Source organism: Candidatus Accumulibacter sp. ACC005, assembly GCF_907163215.1.
GTDB lineage: Bacteria > Pseudomonadota > Gammaproteobacteria > Burkholderiales > Rhodocyclaceae > Accumulibacter > Accumulibacter regalis.
Genome location: NZ_CAJQUB010000012.1, coordinates 407,809 through 427,998, shown reverse-complemented (window position 1 = coordinate 427,998; position 20,190 = coordinate 407,809). Strand labels below are relative to the sequence as shown.

The following is a 20,190-nucleotide window of genomic DNA, read 5'->3' as shown; positions in this document are numbered from 1 at the left end:
GCGTTCAACCACCTTGTCAGTAGCGCCTTCCGGGCTCAGGCCGTGCCCGGCATGTGCAGCGTGCGCTGGCTGGCGATGGCGGCGGCGGCCTCGGCCACCAGTTCCGGGCCGCGGTAGATGAAACCGGTGTAGAACTGAACCAGGCTGGCACCGGCGGCGATCTTGGCCGCCGCATCGCTCCCGCTCATGATCCCGCCGACACCGATGATCGGCACTTCGCCGCCCAGCGCTGCCGCCAGCTTGGCAAGCACCGCCGTCGACCGGGCAAGCACCGGCGCACCGGAAAGTCCGCCGGCCTGCTCGGCATTGGGCAGCCCCTCGACGCCGGTTCGCGAGAGCGTGGTATTGGTGGCGATGACGCCGTCCATGTGGTGTTGACGCAGCAAGGCGGCAATCGCCCGGACCTGCTCGTCTTCGAGGTCCGGGGCGATCTTCAGCGCCAGCGGCACATATTTGCCGTGACGGTCGGCAAGCCTGGCCTGCGCCGCCTTCAGGCTGCCGAGCAAGGCGTCGAGCGCGTCGTCGCGCTGCAGCTCGCGCAGGTTGCGCGTATTCGGACTGGAAATATTCACCGCCACGTAGCTCGCCGCCGGGTAGACGCGGTCAAGGCAAAGCAGATAATCGTCGGCCGCTTTCTCCATCGGAGTATCGAAGTTCTTGCCGATATTGATCCCGAGAATACCGCCCTGGCGGGCGAAGCTGGCGGCGGCGATATTGCTCAGCAGCTTTTCGACGCCGTCGTTGTTGAAGCCCATGCGGTTGATGATCGCCTGTCTTTCCGGGATGCGGAACAGGCGAGGCCTGGGATTTCCCGGCTGCGCACGCGGCGTCACCGTGCCCACCTCGATAAAACCGAAGCCCTGTGCAGCCAGGGCGTCGACATGCTCGCCGTTCTTGTCCAGACCAGCCGCCAGACCGACCGGGTTGGGAAAATCCAGTCCCATCACCTGCACCGGGTCGGGAGCCACCGGGCGGGCGAGCAGCGACGCCATACCGGCGGCCTTGATCAGGTCGATGCCCGCCATTCCGACACCATGTGCGGTCTCGGCGTCGAGCGCGAAAAAGAACTTGCGAAGCAGTGGATAAATCATTGGCGCATTTTACCGCATCGCAGCATGCGGCGGCTGCAGCACGCTAGCGCTCGGCGTTGATTCGGCTCGCCCAGCAAAAGGCGCCCAACTGGGCCATGGCGTGGCACGCCGGACTGATCCCCAGGCCCGCCAGGAGTGTCTGCGCCTTCTCCAGCTCACCGGCCTCGCCGGCAACGATGGCCGCCAGCAGCGTACCCAGCGTACCCTGCCGCGACGACAGCGCCTGCCCGACCTCTGCCGACAGCGGCAGCTCGCCGAGAATTTCGCTCATCGGCAGCTTGAGCAGGATATCGAGCAAGGAAAAGATGCCGGTCATGAAAGCGGCGTCGCCGCCGTCGGCAAGCTCGCCCGTCGCGGCCAGACCCAGGGAGAGCAGCTCCATCTGACGGCCGCGTTCAGCGGCCAGTTGCAGCAGGGGGTTCGGCCGGTTGGCGTGGGTCAGTTGATCGGCGTAAATGAGCAGTTGCAACCAGCGTTGCAACTGGCGGCGGCCGAGCAAGGCAATCGCCTGATGGAAACTGCTGATGCGCGTCTTGGCGCCAACGGCGACCGAATTGACCAGACGCAGCAGGTTGTACGCCAGCCGCGCCTCCTGACGGAAAACCTCTTCGATCTCGGCCGTATCGGCATCCTGAATGACCAGCGTCAACAACTTGAGGACCTTCAACCGCGCCAGGTCCGGCTGGCCACCTGCGTGCGGGTCGACAACGGTCACGAATCTGCTGTCGGCAAGCTCGAAGTTCTTTTCCGCCAGCCACTCGAAGGAATCCAGGGAAGCGACGCCTGCCGCGATCCTGCCCAGGCGTTGGCGCTGGAGGGCGCTCCAGTCGAGCGCCGTGAGTTCGTAGCGCGCCATCGCCGCGTCGATTTGCAGGTAATCGAAAGGGGCGCCTGCAAGGCGCTCGATCAGTTGGCGACGGTCAAGCCGTACACCGAGGTGACGCCCCTGCTGGCGCAGGTTCTGGCACAGAGCGAGGCCTGGTGCATCTTCCAGGACTCTCGCCGGGAGCACGAATATGGCTTGGTCGGGCTCGAATTTGTCGATAAACTCGCTCTCCGGCAGCCATTCCGGTTCGATTGACACGACCAGAGGCGTGCTCTTTGCCGGAGCCGCCGCACCGGCATCGACGAAGCGCGCCGCCAACTCGCTGGCGGCAAGCAGGCTCGGGTCGGCGAAACAGCACTCCAGCGCAGCCCAACGCTTGTCAGCGGCGAGCAGGGGGCGCAAAAACGAATACAGTTCAGGCATGATCCTGGTTCTTTTTCGATTGTTCTTGGGTTTATGCCGGCTTCTGCTGGCCTTGGTCGAAGGCCTGTGGTCGACAATCGCTGCCGCCGCTCACAGCCAGGTACAGAACTCATGGCGATGGCCGTGAAACCTGAGCGTCAAATCATCGCCTTCTAGCACGGGTAACGACATGGCAGGCAGTTTCTTTAGCGTCTACCGCCTGGCAACGGCACTCATCCTGCTCTGCGTGCTGCAGTCGACGGCGCTCGAGGCGCGCGATTTGCGCCTGGCGACGACGACCAGCACCGACAATTCAGGTCTCCTGCGGGCCATCCTGCCGCCGTTCGAACGGCAGCAGGGAATCAAGGTGCATGTCATTTCGGTGGGCACCGGCAAGGCTCTCAAGCTGGCCGAGAACGGCGATGTCGACGTCGTCCTCGTTCATGACCGCCAGGCCGAGGAGGCCTTTGTCGCCGCCGGCCACGGCAGCGAACGGCACGACGTGATGTACAACGACTTCGTCCTCGTCGGCCCGAAAAGCGATCCCGCCGGGGTGCGCGGCGGTGGCGACGTGCTCGCCGCACTGCGGCAGATTGCGGCGACGCAGGCGCGCTTCGTCTCGCGCGGCGACGATTCCGGGACCGAGCGCATGGAGCGCAGCTACTGGCGGGAACTGGCCATCGCCGCCCAGGGAAAGCCATGGTACGTCGCGGCGGGTCTCGGCATGGGCGAGGTGCTGACCATGGCTGGCGAGATGCACGCCTACACCCTGTCCGATCGCGCCACCTACGCGACCTACCAGGCGCGGACGGGGCTGGAAATCCTGGTCCAGGGTGACCCGCGCATGTTCAACCCCTATGGCATCATGGCCGTCAGCCGCAGCAAGTATCCGGACATCAACTTCAGTGGTGCGCTGGCGCTGATCGACTGGTTGACCAGCGCCAGCGGGCGCGCGGCAATCAGCGCTTTCAGGCCCAACGGAGAACAGTTGTTCTTCGTGACGCCGGCCGGCAAGAAGTAGCGGCTGCTCTTTGGGCTTGCTCGACGCCACGCACGCCGCACTACGACTGCTGCTCTCCGGAGATGCGGAGCTGTGGACGATCGTCGGCGTCTCCCTGTCGGTGACCCTGCGTGCCATGCTCGTCGCCATGCCGGTGGGCATTGGCTGCGGCTATCTGTTGGCCACGCTTCGCTTCCCGGGGCGGCGTGCGCTGATCGTCGTCATCCAGGGACTGCTGGCCTCGCCAACGGTGGTTGTCGGCCTGCTGCTCTACCTGCTGCTTTCGCGCCAGGGCGTCTTCGGACAATTGCACCTGTTGTTCACCCAGACGGCGATGGTCATCGGCCAGGTGCTCATCGCCCTGCCCGTACTCATCGCCTTCTCGCTGTCGGCGATTCAGGGCGCCGACCCGCGCGCACGCGAGACCGCCGTGGCGCTCGGTGCGTCGGGCGCACGTGTCGCCTGGACGCTGCTCGTCGAAGTGCGCTTCGCGCTGATGGCGGCGGTCTGCAATGCCTTCGGTCGCGTGGTTTCGGAAATTGGCTGCTCTTTGATGGTCGGCGGCAATATTGCCGGCGTGACCCGCAACATTCCGACGGCGATCGCCCTGGAAACCAGCAAGGGCGACTTTGCGCAGGGAATTGCCCTGGGCATCGTGCTCCTGGTCGTCGCCCTCGGCGTCAATTTCTCGTTCGCTTTCTTTCAGGGGGAATCGCGACGATGAGCCTGCTGGCAGTGGCCGGGCTGGCCAAGTCTTTCGCCGACCGGCGCTTGCTGGCGATCGAAACGTTGAGCCTCAGCGCCGGCGAGCGCTACGTGCTGACTGGCGAAAACGGCAGCGGCAAGTCGACCTTGCTGCGCATCCTGGCCGGCATCGACGCGCCGGACGGCGGCAGCGGCCACTTCCGCGAGCACCGTTTCGACTGGCACCCGTATCCGGACTGGCTGCGGCGGGAAGTGATCTACGTCCATCAGCAGCCCTATCTGTTTCATACCAGCGTCGCCGAGAACATCGCCTACGGCTTGCGCGCGCGCGGCATCGAGGCCAGCGAGCGTGAACGCCTGGTCAGGGCAGCCATCGCCTGGGCACGTCTGGGCCATCTGCTGCGCACACCGCCGCAGAAGCTGTCGGGGGGGGAAAGACAACGCGTGGCGCTGGCACGGGCCTGGGTACTGGCGCCGAAGGTGCTCTTGCTCGACGAACCCACGGCCAACCTCGACGCCGAATCGCGCCAGCAGACGATCGATCTGGTGCACGGCTTCTGCGGTCCCGAAAGCACCGCCGTCGTCGCCTGCCATGATCGCGACATGATTGCGCTGGCCAACCGGCGTCGGCTGCATCTGGTCGACGGCGAGATTCGCCACGACAGCGAAGCTGCGCCCTGAGCGTGGAGCAAGGAGCGCGTGCCGGTCGGGGCGAAGCGAGCGGCGCTACGCCGAGCCGATCACCCGCCGCGGTTGAACGCTGCCCTGGCCATCGACCTCGCCGAGACCGAGGAGCCGACCATTCACGTACACGCGACATTTTCCGGGCGCAGCTGCGCTGCTGCCCACCGGATTACCGTGCGCGAAGCGCGCCGCGGCGTCGTCGTCGAGACTAACCACGGGCAGACTCTGCAGCAGGGTGTCCGGGGGCAGTAGCCAGCGCTCGCGCCCGTCTTCGGCCAGCGCCGCCAACTGATCGAGGGTCACGGCCTCGGCGACCACCAGGGCGCCAACGGCGACGCGGCGGAGCGCGGTCAAGTGCGCGCCGCAGGCGAGCGATCGCCCCAGGTCCTCGGCCAGGCTGCGGATATAGGTGCCCTTGCTGCAGGCGACCCGCAGACGACAACGATCACCGGAAAAGTCCAGCAGGCGCAGCTCGTGGACCGTCACCTGGCGTGCCTCGCGCTCGACTTCAATTCCCTGGCGGGCGAGCTCGTACAGCGGTTTGCCATCGCGCTTCAATGCCGAGTACATCGGCGGAACCTGGCGAATCGGCCCGCGCAAGCCGACCAGAGCGAGCTCGAGCTCGCCGCGGCCGAAAGCGACCGGGCGACGCTCGATGACGCTGCCGTCGGCGTCACCGGTATCCGTCGTGACGCCAAAGAGGAGATCGGCTTCGTAGGTCTTGTCGGCGGCGAGCAGGTCGACCGCGAACTTGGTCGCGGCGCCGAAACAAAGGGGCAGCAGGCCGCTGGCGAGGGGGTCGAGGGTGCCGGTGTGGCCTCCCTTGGCCGCTGAAAACAGGCGTCGGGCAGCTTGCAGCGCCGAGTTCGAAGTCATCCCCGGCGACTTGTCGAGGAGCAAGACGCCATCGACGCGCTGCCAGCTCTTGCGGGTAGTCAAGCCTGTTCGGGAGGATCGGTTTGATCCGAAATGGCCGCCGCCTCGCTGATCAGCTTGGACATCTTCTCGCCGCGTTCCAGCGACTCGTCGAAGATGAAATGCAGCTGCGGCGTGCTGTGGATGCTGATCCGCTTGCCCAACTCGCCGCGCAGGAAACCCGACGCGTTCTGCAAACCGAGCACAACCGAGTCCAGCTGCTCACCAGCGGCCAGGCTGCTGAAGTACACCTTGGCATGCGCGTAGTCGGCACTGATATGCACCTCGGTCAGGCTGACCATGCCCACGCGCGGGTCGCGCAGCTCGGTGCGGATGACCTCGGCGAGCTCGCGGCGGATCTGCTCGCAGATCCGGTCCCGGCGCAAAAACCCCTTGTTGGCAGGCATTTACAGCTTCCGAGCGACTTCCGTGACGTCGTAGGCTTCGAGCTGGTCACCCTCTTCGTAGGCGTTGTAGTTCTTCAGCGACAGACCGCATTCGAAGCCGGAACGCACTTCCTTGGCGTCATCCTTGAAGCGCTTCAGGCCATCGAGCTCGCCGTCCCAGACGACGATATGGTTGCGCAGCAGGCGCACACGCGAGTTGCGCCTGATCACGCCTTCGAGAACGTAGCAACCGGCAATGGTGCCGATACGCGTGGCCCGGAAGACCTGCCTGATCTCGACCAGACCGGTAATGTCTTCGCGCTTCTCCGGCGAGAGCATGCCGGAGAGCGCGTTCTTCACCTCGTCCACCGCATCGTAGATGATGTTGTAGTAGCGGATATCGACACCGGCGTGCTCGGCTGCCTTGCGCGCACCGGCGTCGGCACGGGTATTGAAACCGATGATCACCGCATTCGACGCCTGCGCCAGGTGCACGTCCGATTCGCTGATCGCACCGACGGCGGCATGGATCACGTTGACCTTGACTTCACTGGTGGACAGCTTCTGCAGCGACTGCACCAGCGCTTCCTGCGAACCCTGCACGTCGGCCTTGATGATCAACGGCAGCACCTTGGCTTCGGCAGTGGTCATGGTCTCGAGAATATTCTCCAGATTGGCCGCCTGCTTGGTCGCCAGTTTGACGTCACGGTACTTGCCCTGACGGAACAGCGCGATCTCGCGCACCTTGCGTTCGTCAGCCAGCACGACCGCCTCTTGCCCGGCCGCGGGAACGTCGGAAAGACCCAGGATTTCGACCGGGATCGACGGTCCCGCCTCCTTGATGACCTTGCCGTTCTCATCCAGCATGGCGCGCACCCGACCAAAAACCTGGCCTGCCAGCAGCACGTCGCCCTGTCGCAGCGTTCCCGACAAAACCAGCATCGTCGCCACCGGACCGCGGCCCTTGTCGATGCGCGCCTCGATGATCAAACCCTTGGCCGCCGACTCCCTCGGCGCCTTGAGTTCTAGCATGTCGGCCTGCAGCAGGACGTTCTCGAGCAATTCGTCGATACCCGCCCCGGTCTTCGCCGAAACCAGGATGAACGGCACGTCGCCACCGTACTCTTCGGGAACGACCTCTTCGGCCACCAGTTCCTGTTTCACGCGTTCGGGTTGTGCGCCGGGCTTGTCGATCTTGTTCACGGCGACCACCAGCGGGACACCGGCGGCCTTGGCGTGGTGAATCGCCTCGCGCGTCTGCGGCATGACGCCGTCGTCAGCGGCAACGACCAGGATTACCAGGTCGGTCGCCTTGGCGCCGCGGGCACGCATGGCCGTAAAGGCTTCGTGACCAGGGGTGTCGAGGAAGGTCACCATGCCACGCTCGGTTTCAACGTGGTAGGCACCAATGTGCTGGGTGATGCCACCCGCTTCGCCGCTGGCCACACGCGTACGACGAATGTGGTCGAGGAGCGAGGTCTTGCCGTGGTCGACGTGGCCCATGACAGTCACCACCGGCGCGCGCGGTTCGAGCGGCGCATCCTTGTGGTCGGCGGCATCCACGTCAAGGAGGAAGGCGTCCGGATCGTCGAGCTTGGCGGCAAACGCCTTGTGGCCCATCTCCTCGACGATAATCATCGCCGTTTCCTGATCGAGCACCTGATTGATGGTCACCATCGAACCCATCTTCATCAGCGCCTTGATCACCTCGGTGGCCTTGACGGCCATCTTGTGGGCCAGGTCGGCAACGGAAATGGTCTCCGGGACAGAGACCTCGTGAATGACCGGGTCGAGCGGTGCCTGGAAGGAATGCTCCTCGTCGACCCCGCTGCCGCGCCCGCCGCGCTTGCCATGCTTGTTGTCGCGCCAGCCACTGGCCCCCGTTGCGCCACGCGTGCGCAGCCCCGCCCGCTTGTTGGCGCCTTCGTTCTTCCACTGGCCCTTCTTGTCGACGGCTTTCTTGTCGGGCGTTTTCTTGTCGGTGCTGGCAGGCTTTCCCGCCGGCTTGTGCAAGGTCTTGTCTTCCGCCGGTCGCTCGCTGGCGGTCTGCGCGGCGACCTGCTTGGCAACACCTGCAGCCTTGGCCGCGACGGCCTTGGCTTCAGCGTCCTGCTTCGCCCGCGCCAGATCGACAACGCGCTGCTGCTTGTTCTTGAACTCGGCTTCCTGCAGCGCACGCAGCTCGGCGTTGCGCCGTTCTTCCTCGGCGCGCAGCTTCTGCTGCTCCTCGCCGATGATCGATGCCCGCGTCACCACTTTTCTGCCACCCGCTTCGGCCTTGACTTTCTTGCCGGCCGGCTTGGCCTTTTCACTGCTGACGGGTTCGGATGTCGTGTCGACCGGCGCCTCGGCCGGCGTCTCGACGACCGCTTCTGCGGCGGCCACCTCGGCCACCGGCTCGGGCGCTTTTTCGACCACCGGCTCGGGCTCTTTTTCGACCACCGGCTCGACAGCCACTTCCGCGACCGTGGTCTCAGGCAGCGGCTCGAAGACCGGCTCGAAGACCGGAGCAGGCACCGGCGCGGTAACTGCCTCGACCATCACCTCCTCGCCCGCGGCGGGGATTGCCGGCTGCGCCGCAACCCCGGGTCGCGCCTCGACCGGATCACGTTTGACCAGCACCCGCTTCTTGCGCACCTCGACCTGGACCGTGTGCGATTTTCCGTGCGAATCATGCGACCGGATCTCGCTGGTCTCTTTGCGCGTCAGGGTAATCTTGGTCTTGGCGTCACCGCCATGCGAGCGCCGCAGGTACTCCAGAAGCCTGGATTTGTCCTGCTCGGAAAGCAACTCACCGGCCTCGCTCTTGGCCACGCCGGCACGGCGCAGCTGCTCGAGCAGGACACCCTCCGCCATCTTCAGTTGGGTAGCAAATTGGGCAACACTTGTTTGCGCCATATGAATTCCTTTTTCCCGCTTACTCGAACCAGTGCGCACGCGCCGTGGTGATCAGTTGTTTAGCCCGTTGGGTATCCATGCCGGTCAGTTCGGTCAGTTCGTCGACCGCAAGATCGGCGAGATCGTCGCGCGTCTTGATACCACTTCCCGCCAGTTTCCCGGCCAGGGACTTGTCCATCCCCTCAAGGCCCAGCATGTCCTCGGCGACATCCTCGATCTTCTCTTCGGTGGCGATGGCCTCGGTGAGCAGGACGTTGCGCGCACGCTCGCGCAGTTCCTGAACGGTTGCCTCGTCGAAGGACTCGATCTCGAGCATCTCGTGGACCGGCACATAAGCGACTTCCTCGAGCGTCGAGAACCCTTCCTCGATCAGGATATTGGCCACTTCCTCGTCGACATCGAGCCTTTCCATGAACAGCACACGGATCGCCGCAGCCTCGGCCTCGACCAAGGTTTGCGACTCTTCTTCGGTCATCAGGTTGATCGTCCAACCGGTCATTTCCGAAGCAAGGCGGACATTCTGACCGCCACGACCAATGGCTATCGCCAGGTTCTGCTCGTCGACCACCACGTCCATGCAATGCTTCTCTTCATCGACGATGATCGAACTGACTTCCGCCGGCGCCAGGGCCCCAACGACGAACTGGGCCGGATCCGGCGACCAGAGGACGATATCGACACGTTCGCCGGCCAGCTCGTTGGTCACCGCGGTGACCCGCATACCACGCATGCCGACGCAGGTGCCGATCGGATCGATGCGCTGGTCGTTGGACTTGACCGCGATCTTGGCACGCATGCCGGGGTCACGCGCAGCGGCCTTGATTTCGAGCAGGCCGTCATCGACTTCCGGCACTTCCAGGGCGAACAACTTGACGATGAACTCCGGCGCCGTGCGCGAGAGTATCAGCTGCGGCCCGCGGGCGGCACGATCGATACGCAGCAGAAAGGCCTTGACCCGGTCACCGACGCGCAGATTCTCGCGCGGGATCATCTGGTCGCGCGGCAGCAGGGCTTCGATCTTGCCCGTCTCGATGATCGCGTTGCCCCGTTCCATGCGCTTGATGGTCCCGATCACCAAGTGCTCCTTGCGCCCCAGGAAATCGTTGAGAATCTGTTCGCGCTCGGCGTCGCGGATTTTCTGCAGAATCACCTGTTTGGCAGCTTGGGCGCCGATCCGACCGAAATCGATCGGCTCCAGCGCCTCTTCCAGAAAATCCCCCACTTCGACCTCGGGATCCTGACCCTGCGCTTCCGACAAGGGAATCTGTTGTTCCTCGTCAAGAAAGTCATGATCGGCAACGACCTCCCAGCGGCGGAAGGTTTCGAAATCGCCGGTTTCGCGGTCGACCACCACGCGAACGTTGGCATCGTCGTGGATGCGCTTCTTGGTAGCCGACGCCAGCGCCAGTTCGAGCGCGCCGAAGACGATGTCCCTGGTGACGTTCTTTTCACGCGCCAGGACATCTACCAGCAGCAAGATTTCGCGGCTCATTTGCTCATTTCCTCCTAAACCAGCCTGTCAGTCGATTTTGCCCGGTCGAAGTTGGGCACCAGACGCGCCTTGTCGACGCTCATCAGGTCGAACACCACCTCGCCCGAATCGATCTGCAAGCGCACCTTGCCTTCGCGCACACCCTGCAGGACACCTTTGAAGTTCCGTTGACCGTTCACCGGCAAGCGCAGCTTGACCGTGATCTCCGACCCCGCGAAACGCTCGAAATCAGCCTCCTTCTTCAAGGGCCTGTCGATTCCCGGCGAGGAAACCTCGAGTTGATCGTAATCGAAGTTCTCGACCATCAACACCCGCGACAATTGATTGCTGACCAGCGCACAGTCTTCAACATCGACGCCGCGCGGCTTGTCCGGCTTGTCGATGAAAACACGCAGCACACGGCCACGCGGACTGCGCTCGACATCGACCAACTCGTAGCCGAGGCCGGACACCGTTTTCTCAAGAACTTCGTGCACATCCATGGCTGCAAATAAAAAATGGGCGAAACGCCCATCCCCGAAAAATTGTGCCCACAAGGGGCGACCGGAAAACCGTTGGATTATAACGAAAATAGTGGCTGACGTAAATCGGCCTGCGCGCTTGCAGAGCTTGCTCAGCGCTCGCGGCTGCGCCGCGGCGGGCGATCGGCTTCCGGGTTCTCCATGTCGAAGCCCGCCAGCAAGCGTTTCACTTCGGCGTCGGCGAGCTCCAGAACCTGACCCCGCTTCAAGCTCGGCGGCAGCGCGATCGGGCCGTAGCGCACACGCATCAGGCGACTGACGACGCCGCCGACGGCTTCGAACATTCGCCGCACCTCACGATTCCGGCCCTCGAAGAGCGAGACGCGGTACCAGCGGTTGGCGCCTTCGCCGCCGGCCTCCTGAAAGCTGGCAAACTGCGCCGGCCCGTCGTCGAGATCGATGCCTTCGAGCAGGCGCTGGCGTGACTCGTCCGAGATTTCGCCGAGGATGCGCACGGCGTACTCGCGCACCAACTGATAGCGCGGGTGCATGAGCCGGTTGGCGAGCTCACCCGAGGTGGTCAGCAGCAGCAGACCACTGGTGTTGAAGTCAAGCCGGCCGACCGCCACCCAGCGTCCGGCCGAGAGGCGGGGCATCGAGGTGAATACGGTCGGGCGATGATCGGGGTCATTGCGTGAAACGATCTCGCCTTCGGGCTTGTGATAGAGGATCACCCGCGGCAGACGGTTGGAAAAGCGCAGATTGACCAGCTTGCCGTTGACCTTCACCCGGTCCCCGGGGCTGACTGATTGGCCGATGTGCGCCGGCTGGCCATTGACGTTGATCCGCCCGGCAGCAATCAGCTCTTCCATCTCCCGCCGCGAACCGACGCCGCTCTGCGCCAGCGCCTTGTGCAGGCGTTCAGGCTTGCTCGGAAGGTCATGATGCCGGCCACGTTTCGACGCATCAGCTGCCGGGCTCGGCGCCGGGCGGGGACGAGCCCGGCCCTCCTCGCCAGCAGGCTGTGGCAACTCGTCAGCGGACGGACGTCGCCGGACGGAACCGGCGGCAGCCGGGCGTGGCGAACGGGAAGGGGCGGCAGGCAATCTGCGCTTGCTATTGGCCATCAGCGAGGTCCAGGGTTGAATTGATCTGTTGCAGAGGCGGCAACTCGGCAAGACTGCGCAAGCCGAGGTCGTCGAGAAACTTACGGGTGGTCGCCAGCAGTCCGGGCCGCCCCGGCGTGTCGCGATGACCCACGACATCGACCCAGCCACGCTCCTCGAGCAGCCGGATGACCTGCGTGGCGACGGTCACCCCGCGAATATCCTCGATGTCGCCACGCGTCACCGGCTGACGATAGGCGATGATGGCCAGCGTTTCGAGCACTGCGCGCGAGTAGCGCGGCGGCTTTTCCGGATTCAGTCGCTCCAGATAGGGCATGAACTCGGCGCGCGTACGAAAGCGCCAGCCACTCGCCACCGGCAGCAGCTCCAGTGCTCGCGTGCTCCATTCGCTGCGCAGCTCGTCGAGCAGCACGCGCAGGACCTCGGCACTGATCTGGTCGTCGAAGACCTTGCGCAGTTCGAGAACGGACAAGGGAACGCGGGTGCTCAGGAGCACCGCCTCGAGAACGCGCTTGAGGTCGTCGGGAGCACCCACCGGCGCTTCGTCACGCGGTGGTTTGTCGAGATTCGCTGCGCTCATCGCTCAACCTGAGGTAAATAGGCTCGAAAACTTCCACCTGCGTCATTTCGACGAGGTGCTCGCGGGCCAGTTCGAGCAGCGCCAGAAAGTGCACCACCAGCACCGGCGCGCCCTGCTGGGGGTCGAAGAGCTCGCCGAACTCGACAAAGCCGCCGGCGTCGCGCAGATGACGCAGGATCAGCGTCATGTGCTCGCGCACCGACAACTCCTCGCGCTGCACCATATGATGCGTGTGCAGCCTGGCCTGGCGGAGGATGCCCAGCCAGGCATTCTGCAAATCCAGCACGCTGACCTCGGGCAGGCGGCGCAGCAGCGTCTTCTCGACCCACACCTCGACCCACTCGAAATCACGCTCGGCCTGCGGCAGTTCGTTGATCCCGTAAGCGGCCAGTTTCATCTGCTCGTATTCGATCAGGCGGCGCACCAGTTCGGCGCGCGGGTCCTCGGCGTCGTCGCCAGCGTCGACCTTCGGGCGCGGCAAGAGCATGCGCGACTTGATCTCGATCAGCATCGCCGCCATCACCAGATAATCGGCCGCCAACTCGAGGTTCTGCGAGCGCATCGCCTCGACGTAGACCAGATATTGCTCGGTCAGCGGCGCCATCGGAATGTCGAGAACGTTCACGTTGGCCTTGCGGATCAGGTAGAGCAGCAGGTCGAGCGGCCCCTCGAAGGCATCGAGCATCACCGCCATCGCGTCGGGCGGGATGTACAGGTCGAGCGGCAGCTGCGTCAGCGGCTGGCCGTAGATCCGCGCCAGCGGACTTGCCGCCGTCGCCGGAGGCGGCGCTTCTGCCGCGGCCAGGGTCGCGCTATCGCTCATTTCCGTCATCCTCGGAGCAGTGCTCAGCCGTAGTTCAGCCCCATCGCGTCACGCACGTCGCGCATCGTCTCGCGAGCGAGCTGGCGCGCCTTGCGGTTACCTTCGGCGACGATTTCCTGCACCAGGCGCGGGTCGTCCAGATACGGTTGGGCACGCTCGTGCATCGGCGCCTGCTCGACGAGAATGGCGTCGATCACCGGCTGCTTGCAGTCGAGGCAGCCGATGCCTGCGCTGCGACACCCCTGCTGCACCCACTCCTGACACGCGTCGTCCGAATACACCTGATGCAGTTGCCAGACCGGACACCTGTCGGGATCGCCCGGGTCGTCGCGGCGAACGCGCGCCGGGTCGGTCGGCATGCGCCGCAGCTTGTGCGTCACCGAAGCGGCATCCTCGCGCAGGGTGATCGTGTTACCGTAGGATTTCGACATTTTCTGCCCGTCGAGCCCGGGCATCCGTGACGCGGCGGTGAGCAGGGCGCCGGGCTCGACGAGAATCATCTTGCCGGTGCCTTCGAGATAGCCGCACAGCCGCTCGCGGTCAGCGTGCGCCAGGCCGGGAACTTCGTCGAGCAGCGCGTGCGCTCGCTCGATGGCCGTCCGGTCACCGTTCTGCTGAAAGTGGGTGCGCAGCTGCGTGTACGAGCGGGCGCGCTTTGAGCCCAGCTTCCTGACCGCCTCCCTGGCCTTGTCCTCGAAGCCCGCCTCGCGTCCGTAGAGGTGATTGAAGCGCCGTGCCAGCTCGCGCGAGAACTCGATGTGCGGCACCTGGTCTTCGCCCACCGGCACCTTGTCAGCGCGATAGATCAGGATGTCGGCCGACTGCAGCAGCGGATAGCCGAGAAAACCGTAGGTCGACAAATCCTTGCTCTCGAGCTTTTCCTGCTGGTCCTTGTACGTTGGCACACGTTCCAGCCAGCCGAGCGGGGTCATCATCGACAGCAGGAGATGCAACTCGGCGTGCTCGGGAACCTGTGACTGGATGAACAGCGTCGCCCGTTGCGGATCGACGCCCGCCGCCAGCCAGTCGATGACCATGTCCCACGACGCAGCGACGATTCCCTGCGGGTCGTCGTACTGGGTGGTCAGCGCGTGCCAGTCGGCGACGAAGAACAGGCAGGGATGCTTCTGCTGCAGCTCGACCCAGTTCTTGAGTACGCCGTGGTAGTGGCCAAGGTGCAGGCTGCCGGTCGGGCGCATGCCGGAGAGGACTCGTTCTGCGTACATGTTCGCGCTCCGGACGCTCAGGCGGAAAACTGAAATAGGAAGAAAATCATTCCCATCACCGCGCTCATCACCGGCATCAGGAGCTTGCCCAGAATGCCGGTGAACAGGAGCAGCAGCAGGATCGGGAAACCGAAGCGCTCGAGCTGAGCGAAGCGCCAGGCGGCTTGCGGCGGCAACAGGCTGACCGCGATCCGGCCGCCGTCGAGCGGTGGCAGCGGAAAGAGGTTGAGCACCATCAAGGCCAGGTTGACCAGGATGCCGATCTCGGCCATGCGCGCCATCGGCACGCTGAAAAAGTTGGTCGGCAGGGTCACCGCCAGCTTCATCAGCGTCGCCCAGAACAGGAGCATGGCGAGGTTGGCCGCCGGCCCGGCCGCGGCGACCCACAGCATGTCCTGCTTGGGATGGCGCAAGCGACCGAAATTGACCGGCACCGGCTTCGCCCAGCCAAACAGAATGCCACCGGTCGACAGCAGCAGGATGATGATCGGCACCAGGATCGTGCCCACCGGGTCGATATGCTTGAGCGGGTTGGCGGTGATCCGACCCTCCTGCCAGGCGGTCGGATCGCCGAAATAGCGTGCCGCGTAGCCGTGCGCCGCCTCGTGCAGGGTGATCGCCAGGATCACCGGCAGGGCGGCGATGGCGACGGTCTGGATCATCTCTTGCATATGCGCTTCCTCAATCGAGACCGAGGGGCGCCAGGGCGCCCAGTCCGGCACGGACCAGCGTCGGCAGCGCGCCGGTCAGATCGACGACCGTCGTCGGCTCGATGCCGCAATTGCCGCAGTCGAGAATCAGTTCGAGCTGGCTGTCGAGCCGGTCCTGAATCTCCCAGCCTTCGGTCAGCGGCCCCTCGTCGCCGGCAACGATCAGCGTCGACGTCAGCAGCGGTTCGTCCAGCGCTGCGAGCAAGGCCAGGGTCACGGCATGCGCCGGCACGCGCAGTCCGATCGTCTTCCTTTTCGGGTGCAGGACGCGCCGCGGCAACTCGCGGGTCCCCTCGAGAATGAAGGTGTAGCTGCCCGGCGTCGTCGCCTTGAGCAAACGATAGGTGGCATTGTCGACGCGCGCGAACTGACCGATCTGCGACAGGTCGCGACACATCAGGGTCAGCAGATGGCGCTCATCGACGCCACGGATGGCGCGAATTCGCTCGACCGCCGCCTTGTCGCCGAGATGGCAACCGAGGGCGTAGCTGGAGTCGGTGGGCAAGGCAATGACGCCACCCTGGCGAATGATCTCCGCTGCGCGCTGCAGCAGCCTCGCTTGCGGATTGTCGGGATGAATCGAAACGTGCTGTGCCATTACCCTCTCCCCGGCTCAGAACGCTGCCCAGACGGGCTTCAGCCCATCCGGCAAGGCGGCCAGCTGCCCCAGATCAAAATAACTCTCGCCGGGCCCGTGGAAATCGGAGCCACGCGAGGCCAGAAAGTCGTACTCCCTGGCGTAGCGCGCGAAGATATCGACGTGCTCCTGCGTGTGGCTGCCCGATACCACCTCGATCGCCTCGCCGCCAAGATCCTTGAACTCGGCGAGAAAGCGACGCATTTCCACCCGCGACAGCTTGTAGCGCCCGGGGTGCGCCACCGCCACCAGCCCTCCGGCAGCGTGCACCCACGCCAGCGAGTCGGCCAGCGTCGCCCAGCGGTGATCGACATAGCCCGGCCGACCGGGAACGAGGTACGACTCGAAGACGCTGCGCAGATCCTTGGCCACCCCGCTGTCGACCAGAAAGCGGCCGAAATGCGCACGACTGATCAGGCTGGGGTTGGCCGCGTAGCGCATCGCTCCGTCGAAAGCGCCTTCGATACCGACTTTCTCGAGCTCGGCCGACATCCGTTGCGCGCGCTCGACGCGCCCCGAGCGAATACTCGCCAGACCGGCATTGAGCGCCTGATCGCTGCGGTCGAACGCGTAGCCAAGCATATGTATCTGCAGACCCTGCCACTCGATCGAAATCTCGACGCCATTGACGAAACCCATTCCCGCCGCTGTCGCCGCCGCTTGTACCGCGGACAGGCCGTCAAGCGAATCGTGGTCGGTCAGCGCCAGAAGGTCGACGCCGTTGGCGGCCGCCCGCGTGGCGACGTCGGCCGCAGCCAGAAGGCCGTCGGAGCAGGTGGAATGACAATGAAGATCGCAGTTGAACACGGTAGCGGATGGCGCTGGGCAGCGGAAAATCGTAGACCGCGCATCATAGCACAGGCGCCGGATGACGCCCCGCCCCGCCAGCTCGCCTTGTCGATCGACCAGCCCGACCGCCATCGCGGCCGGAAGCGACCAGACGCCGGTACGATGCGCGCTTCTACCGCGTCGGCGCCGATGCGCATCTGGCGAACATCATCATGGTCAATCTGGCGACGGAGGTATCTACCGACGAAATCGACCCACTAAACGAGATTCGGCGCGGATGCTTTTGCCACTATCCCTTTCCATACACCCTCTATACTGACCTCCCGAGCCGAAGTTCGGGAGAGAAAGGTGCTGCCAGTTTCCCGGCGCGCTGCCTGAGAGGACCGATTTACCCCCAGGCACTTCGCCGCAATCGCCGTCGCCCAGCCGCTACCGATGCCTGTCGATCACTACGAAAACTTCCCTGTTGCTTCGCTCCTGCTACCCCGGCGCCTGCGCCGGCCGATCGAGGCCATCTATCGTTTTGCGCGCGGCGCCGACGACATTGCCGACGAAGGTGACGCCAGCGACGCGGCGCGCCTGCAAGGCCTCGCCGATTATGGCGAGGAAATCGAACGCATCGAACGTGGTGAAGCGCCGGTTCGGCCAGAGTTCAACGAATTGGCCAGGGTCATCGCCGAGTGGCGCCTGCCGACGCAGCTGTTTCGCGACCTGCTCGACGCCTTTGCGCAGGATGTGGTCGTCAAGCGCTACGCGGACTACCCGCAGTTGCTCGACTACTGCCGGCGCTCGGCGAATCCGGTCGGTCGCCTGCTGCTGCACCTCGTCGGGCGCGCCAGCGACGAGAATCTGCATCGCTCGGATTGCATCTGCACGGCGCTGCAACTGATCAATTTCTGGCAGGACGTGGCCATCGACTGGCAGAAGGGCCGCATCTACCTGCCGCAGAGCGACCGCGAACGCTTTGCTGTCTGCGAAAGCCAGATCGCCGCCGGAAACTGCAGCGCCGAATGGACGGCGCTGCTGGCCTTCGAGATCGAGCGCACGCGCGACTTGATGCGCGCCGGCGAGGCGCTGGTGCACCAGCTGCCGGGCCGTATGGGCTGGGAAATCCGCTTTACGGTGCAGGGCGGTCTGCGCATCCTGGAAAGGATCGCGCATTCCCGCGGCGACGTTTTCCGGCAGCGTCCGCAACTGGGCGCGACCGATTACCTGTTCATCGCCGGCCGCGCCCTGTTCATGTAACTGCTGCAAGCGGGGCAAGTCATGTGAAAATTGCTGCCCTGTGCACTCCCAGAGATTGCGAATGAGCCCCGACGAATACTGCCAACAGAAAGCCGCCCGTAGCGGCTCCAGCTTCTACTACAGCTTCCTCTTCCTGCCGCCGCCCAAGCGCCGCGCGATCACCGCGCTCTATGCTTTCTGCCGCGAGGTTGACGATGTCGTCGACGAGTGCCATGACGCGCAGATCGCCGCGACCAAGCTGGCCTGGTGGCGGCAGGAATTGAGCAGCGTCTATGGCGGCAAACCACAGCATCCGGTAAGCCAGGCGCTGCAATCGGCCTGCGCCGAATTCAACCTGCCCGAAGAGCAGCTGCAGGAAATCATCGACGGCATGGAAATGGATCTGCAGCAGTCGCGCTACCTCGACTTCAAGGCGCTGTCGCTGTATTGCTACCGGGTCGCCAGCGTTGTCGGCCTGCTCGCCGCCGAAATCTTCGGCTACCAGGACCGCAGGACGCAGAAGTACGCGCACGATCTTGGCGTCGCTTTCCAGCTCACGAACATCATTCGCGACGTTGGCGAAGACGCGCGCATGGGACGCATCTACCTGCCGATCGACGAACTGCAGCGCTTCGAAGTGACCGCCGCCGACATCCTCAACGCGCGCCATGGCGACAAGTTCCAGCGCCTGATGGCATTCCAGGTCGAGCGCGCCGAGAGCTACTACGCACAAGCCATCGACGCCCTGCCGGCCAGCGATCGGCGCACGCAACGCCCGGGCCTGGTGATGGCGGCGATCTACCGCACCCTGCTCGACGAGATCAAACGCGACGGCTACCAGGTCCTCACGCAGCGCACCTCGCTGACCCCGATACGCAAGCTGTGGATCGCCTGGCGGACCTGGGTGCGGGGATGAAAGCAGCAATCGTCGGTGGCGGCTGGGCAGGTCTGTCCGCCGCCGTCGAGCTGTCCCGAGCAGGCGTCCAGGTCACCGTCTTCGAAGCCGCCAGGCAGGTCGGCGGCCGGGCCCGCAGCGTCGAGGCGCGCGGACGGCGCCTCGACAACGGCCAGCACATTCTCATCGGCGCCTACCGCGAAACCTTGCGCCTGATGACGGCGGTCGGCGTCGACCCCGAGCGACTGCTCAAGCGCCTGCCACTCGAAGTGAATTTCCCGGACGGCAAGGGCAGCCACTTCCGGATGCGCCTGCCGCGGCTGCCAGCGCCCCTGCACCTCGCCTTCGGCCTGCTCGGTGCGCGCGGCGTCAGCGTCGCCGAGAAGTTCAGCGCGGTGCGCTTCATGCGATTTCTGCAGGACGCTCGCTACTGCCTCGACGCCGACTGCACGGTCAGCACGCTGCTCGATCGCCACCGGCAGCGCGGCAAGCTGCGCACCTGTCTGTGGGAGTCACTTTGTCTGGCCGCGCTGAACACCTCGCCGAAACAGGCATCGGCGCAGATTTTCGTCAATACGCTGCGCGACAGCCTCGGCGGCGGTCGCGCAGCAACCGACCTGCTCTTGCCGGCAGCCGACCTCGATCGCCTGTTCCCGGCCGCCGCGGCAAGCTTCATCGCCGCGCACGGCGGGAAAATCCGCTGCGCGACGCGGGTCGAGACCATCGACGACGGTTTCCAGGTCGCTGGCGAGCGCTTCGACGGCGTTCTTCTCGCCGTCGGCCCGCAGCACGCGGCGACCTTGCTTGCCCGGCAGCAGGCAACGGCCGAGACAGCACAGTTACTCGCCGGCTACCACTTCGAGCCCATCGCCACCGTCTATTGCGGCTATGCCCCGCAGCTACGCCTGCCTTTCCCCATGCTCGGCCTGGCGGCGCGTGGCCGCGGCGAGATCGGGCAGTGGGCCTTTGATCGCGGAGCGCTGTGCGGCACGCCGGGAGTGATCGCCTTCGTGCTCAGCGGCCATGGCGCCTGGGAGGAACTCGACAGGCAGGAGCTGGTTGCGCAGCTCGACGCGGAACTCGCATCGGCGCTGCACACCCGGCTGCCGGTGATCGCATGGCAACAGGTGATCCGCGAACAGCGCGCGACTTTCTCGTGCCGCCCGGGCTTGCGCCGGCCGGCCGCGCGCACCGCGCGCAGTGGTCTGTGGCTGGCCGGCGACTACGTCTGCGCCGAGTATCCGGCGACCCTCGAGGCGGCCGTGCGCAGCGGTCTTGCCGCTGCCCGCGGCATGCTGCTCGAGAAGCGCGGCTGAGCG

20 protein-coding genes are annotated in these 20,190 nt (G+C 65.0%); 6 read left to right on the top strand and 14 right to left on the bottom strand.

Annotated features, from left to right (window positions below):
* Window positions 1-35 precede the first annotated feature (35 nt).
* Both QZ613_RS15760 and QZ613_RS15755 read right to left on the bottom strand, forming a co-directional pair.
* Entirely contained in the window at window positions 36-1,091 is a 1,056-nt protein-coding gene (locus QZ613_RS15760) for a quinone-dependent dihydroorotate dehydrogenase (protein WP_043565981.1), read from the bottom strand.
* Window positions 1,092-1,134: 43 nt separating this feature from the next.
* Window positions 1,135-2,340 carry an HDOD domain-containing protein gene (locus QZ613_RS15755; RefSeq protein ID WP_291864292.1) on the bottom strand — a complete coding sequence of 402 codons (1,206 nt, stop codon included), beginning with the start codon at window positions 2,338-2,340 and terminating at the stop codon, window positions 1,135-1,137.
* 169 nt (window positions 2,341-2,509) lie between these two features.
* Between QZ613_RS15755 and QZ613_RS15750 the strand changes: the two genes are divergently transcribed.
* Genes QZ613_RS15750 through QZ613_RS15740 form a run of 3 tightly spaced genes read left to right on the top strand, consistent with a single transcriptional unit; the run spans window position 2,510 to window position 4,705 of the window.
* A complete protein-coding gene (locus QZ613_RS15750) occupies window positions 2,510-3,340 on the top strand; it encodes a substrate-binding domain-containing protein (protein WP_043565985.1) in 831 nt (276 codons plus the stop codon).
* A gap of 10 nt (window positions 3,341-3,350) precedes the next feature.
* Window positions 3,351-4,043: an ABC transporter permease gene (locus QZ613_RS15745; RefSeq protein ID WP_043565988.1), complete on the top strand. Its 693-nt coding sequence runs from the start codon at window positions 3,351-3,353 to the stop codon at window positions 4,041-4,043.
* Window positions 4,040-4,705 carry an energy-coupling factor ABC transporter ATP-binding protein gene (locus tag QZ613_RS15740; protein WP_043565992.1) on the top strand — a complete coding sequence of 222 codons (666 nt, stop codon included), beginning with the start codon at window positions 4,040-4,042 and terminating at the stop codon, window positions 4,703-4,705. Before QZ613_RS15745 ends, QZ613_RS15740 begins: the two co-directional genes overlap by 4 nt.
* A 45-nt stretch (window positions 4,706-4,750) precedes the next feature.
* Here the strand turns inward: QZ613_RS15740 and truB are convergent, their stop codons facing one another.
* From truB to QZ613_RS15680, 12 genes are all read right to left on the bottom strand, one after another.
* A complete protein-coding gene (gene truB, locus QZ613_RS15735; protein WP_043565996.1) occupies window positions 4,751-5,647 on the bottom strand; it encodes a tRNA pseudouridine(55) synthase TruB in 897 nt (298 codons plus the stop codon).
* Entirely contained in the window at window positions 5,644-6,030 is a 387-nt protein-coding gene (gene rbfA, locus QZ613_RS15730) for a 30S ribosome-binding factor RbfA (protein ID WP_043565999.1), read from the bottom strand. Before rbfA ends, truB begins: the two co-directional genes overlap by 4 nt.
* Complete coding sequence (gene infB / locus QZ613_RS15725) at window positions 6,031-8,907, bottom strand: translation initiation factor IF-2 (protein ID WP_291983149.1); 2,877 nt, start codon at window positions 8,905-8,907, stop codon at window positions 6,031-6,033.
* Between the two features lie 19 nt (window positions 8,908-8,926).
* The gene (gene nusA / locus QZ613_RS15720) at window positions 8,927-10,399 is read right to left on the bottom strand and encodes a transcription termination factor NusA (RefSeq protein WP_043566004.1); all 1,473 of its coding nucleotides are present in this window, start codon (window positions 10,397-10,399) and stop codon (window positions 8,927-8,929) included.
* 14 nt (window positions 10,400-10,413) lie between these two features.
* On the bottom strand, window positions 10,414-10,881 hold the full coding sequence (gene rimP / locus QZ613_RS15715; protein WP_043566008.1) for a ribosome maturation factor RimP: 468 nt from the start codon (window positions 10,879-10,881) through the stop codon (window positions 10,414-10,416).
* A gap of 131 nt (window positions 10,882-11,012) precedes the next feature.
* A complete protein-coding gene (gene rluB, locus QZ613_RS15710; protein ID WP_043566011.1) occupies window positions 11,013-11,987 on the bottom strand; it encodes a 23S rRNA pseudouridine(2605) synthase RluB in 975 nt (324 codons plus the stop codon).
* Window positions 11,977-12,567: an SMC-Scp complex subunit ScpB gene (gene scpB, locus QZ613_RS15705; RefSeq protein ID WP_043566014.1), complete on the bottom strand. Its 591-nt coding sequence runs from the start codon at window positions 12,565-12,567 to the stop codon at window positions 11,977-11,979. The genes rluB and scpB overlap by 11 nt, the downstream gene beginning before the upstream one ends.
* The gene (locus QZ613_RS15700; protein ID WP_291864306.1) at window positions 12,533-13,390 is read right to left on the bottom strand and encodes a ScpA family protein; all 858 of its coding nucleotides are present in this window, start codon (window positions 13,388-13,390) and stop codon (window positions 12,533-12,535) included. Before QZ613_RS15700 ends, scpB begins: the two co-directional genes overlap by 35 nt.
* A 23-nt stretch (window positions 13,391-13,413) precedes the next feature.
* The gene (locus tag QZ613_RS15695) at window positions 13,414-14,616 is read right to left on the bottom strand and encodes a tryptophan--tRNA ligase (RefSeq protein WP_043566016.1); all 1,203 of its coding nucleotides are present in this window, start codon (window positions 14,614-14,616) and stop codon (window positions 13,414-13,416) included.
* Between the two features lie 17 nt (window positions 14,617-14,633).
* The gene (locus QZ613_RS15690) at window positions 14,634-15,287 is read right to left on the bottom strand and encodes a site-2 protease family protein (RefSeq protein ID WP_043566019.1); all 654 of its coding nucleotides are present in this window, start codon (window positions 15,285-15,287) and stop codon (window positions 14,634-14,636) included.
* A 10-nt stretch (window positions 15,288-15,297) separates the two neighbouring features.
* Window positions 15,298-15,924 (bottom strand): L-threonylcarbamoyladenylate synthase, encoded by a 627-nt coding sequence (locus QZ613_RS15685; protein ID WP_043566021.1) that lies wholly within the window; start codon window positions 15,922-15,924, stop codon window positions 15,298-15,300.
* A gap of 15 nt (window positions 15,925-15,939) precedes the next feature.
* Window positions 15,940-16,770, bottom strand: coding sequence for a 3',5'-nucleoside bisphosphate phosphatase (locus QZ613_RS15680; protein WP_291900789.1), 831 nt, complete (start codon window positions 16,768-16,770; stop codon window positions 15,940-15,942).
* A 417-nt stretch (window positions 16,771-17,187) separates the two neighbouring features.
* Here QZ613_RS15680 and hpnC point away from each other — a divergent pair, with 417 nt between their 5' ends.
* From hpnC to hpnE, 3 genes are all read left to right on the top strand, one after another.
* Window positions 17,188-17,997, top strand: a complete 810-nt coding sequence (gene hpnC / locus QZ613_RS15675; protein ID WP_043566025.1) for a squalene synthase HpnC — start codon at window positions 17,188-17,190, stop codon at window positions 17,995-17,997.
* A gap of 61 nt (window positions 17,998-18,058) precedes the next feature.
* Window positions 18,059-18,892, top strand: a complete 834-nt coding sequence (hpnD, locus tag QZ613_RS15670) for a presqualene diphosphate synthase HpnD (RefSeq protein ID WP_043566028.1) — start codon at window positions 18,059-18,061, stop codon at window positions 18,890-18,892.
* A complete protein-coding gene (gene hpnE, locus QZ613_RS15665; RefSeq protein WP_043566252.1) occupies window positions 18,889-20,187 on the top strand; it encodes a hydroxysqualene dehydroxylase HpnE in 1,299 nt (432 codons plus the stop codon). The genes hpnD and hpnE overlap by 4 nt, the downstream gene beginning before the upstream one ends.
* The last annotated feature ends 3 nt before the right edge of the window (window positions 20,188-20,190 follow it).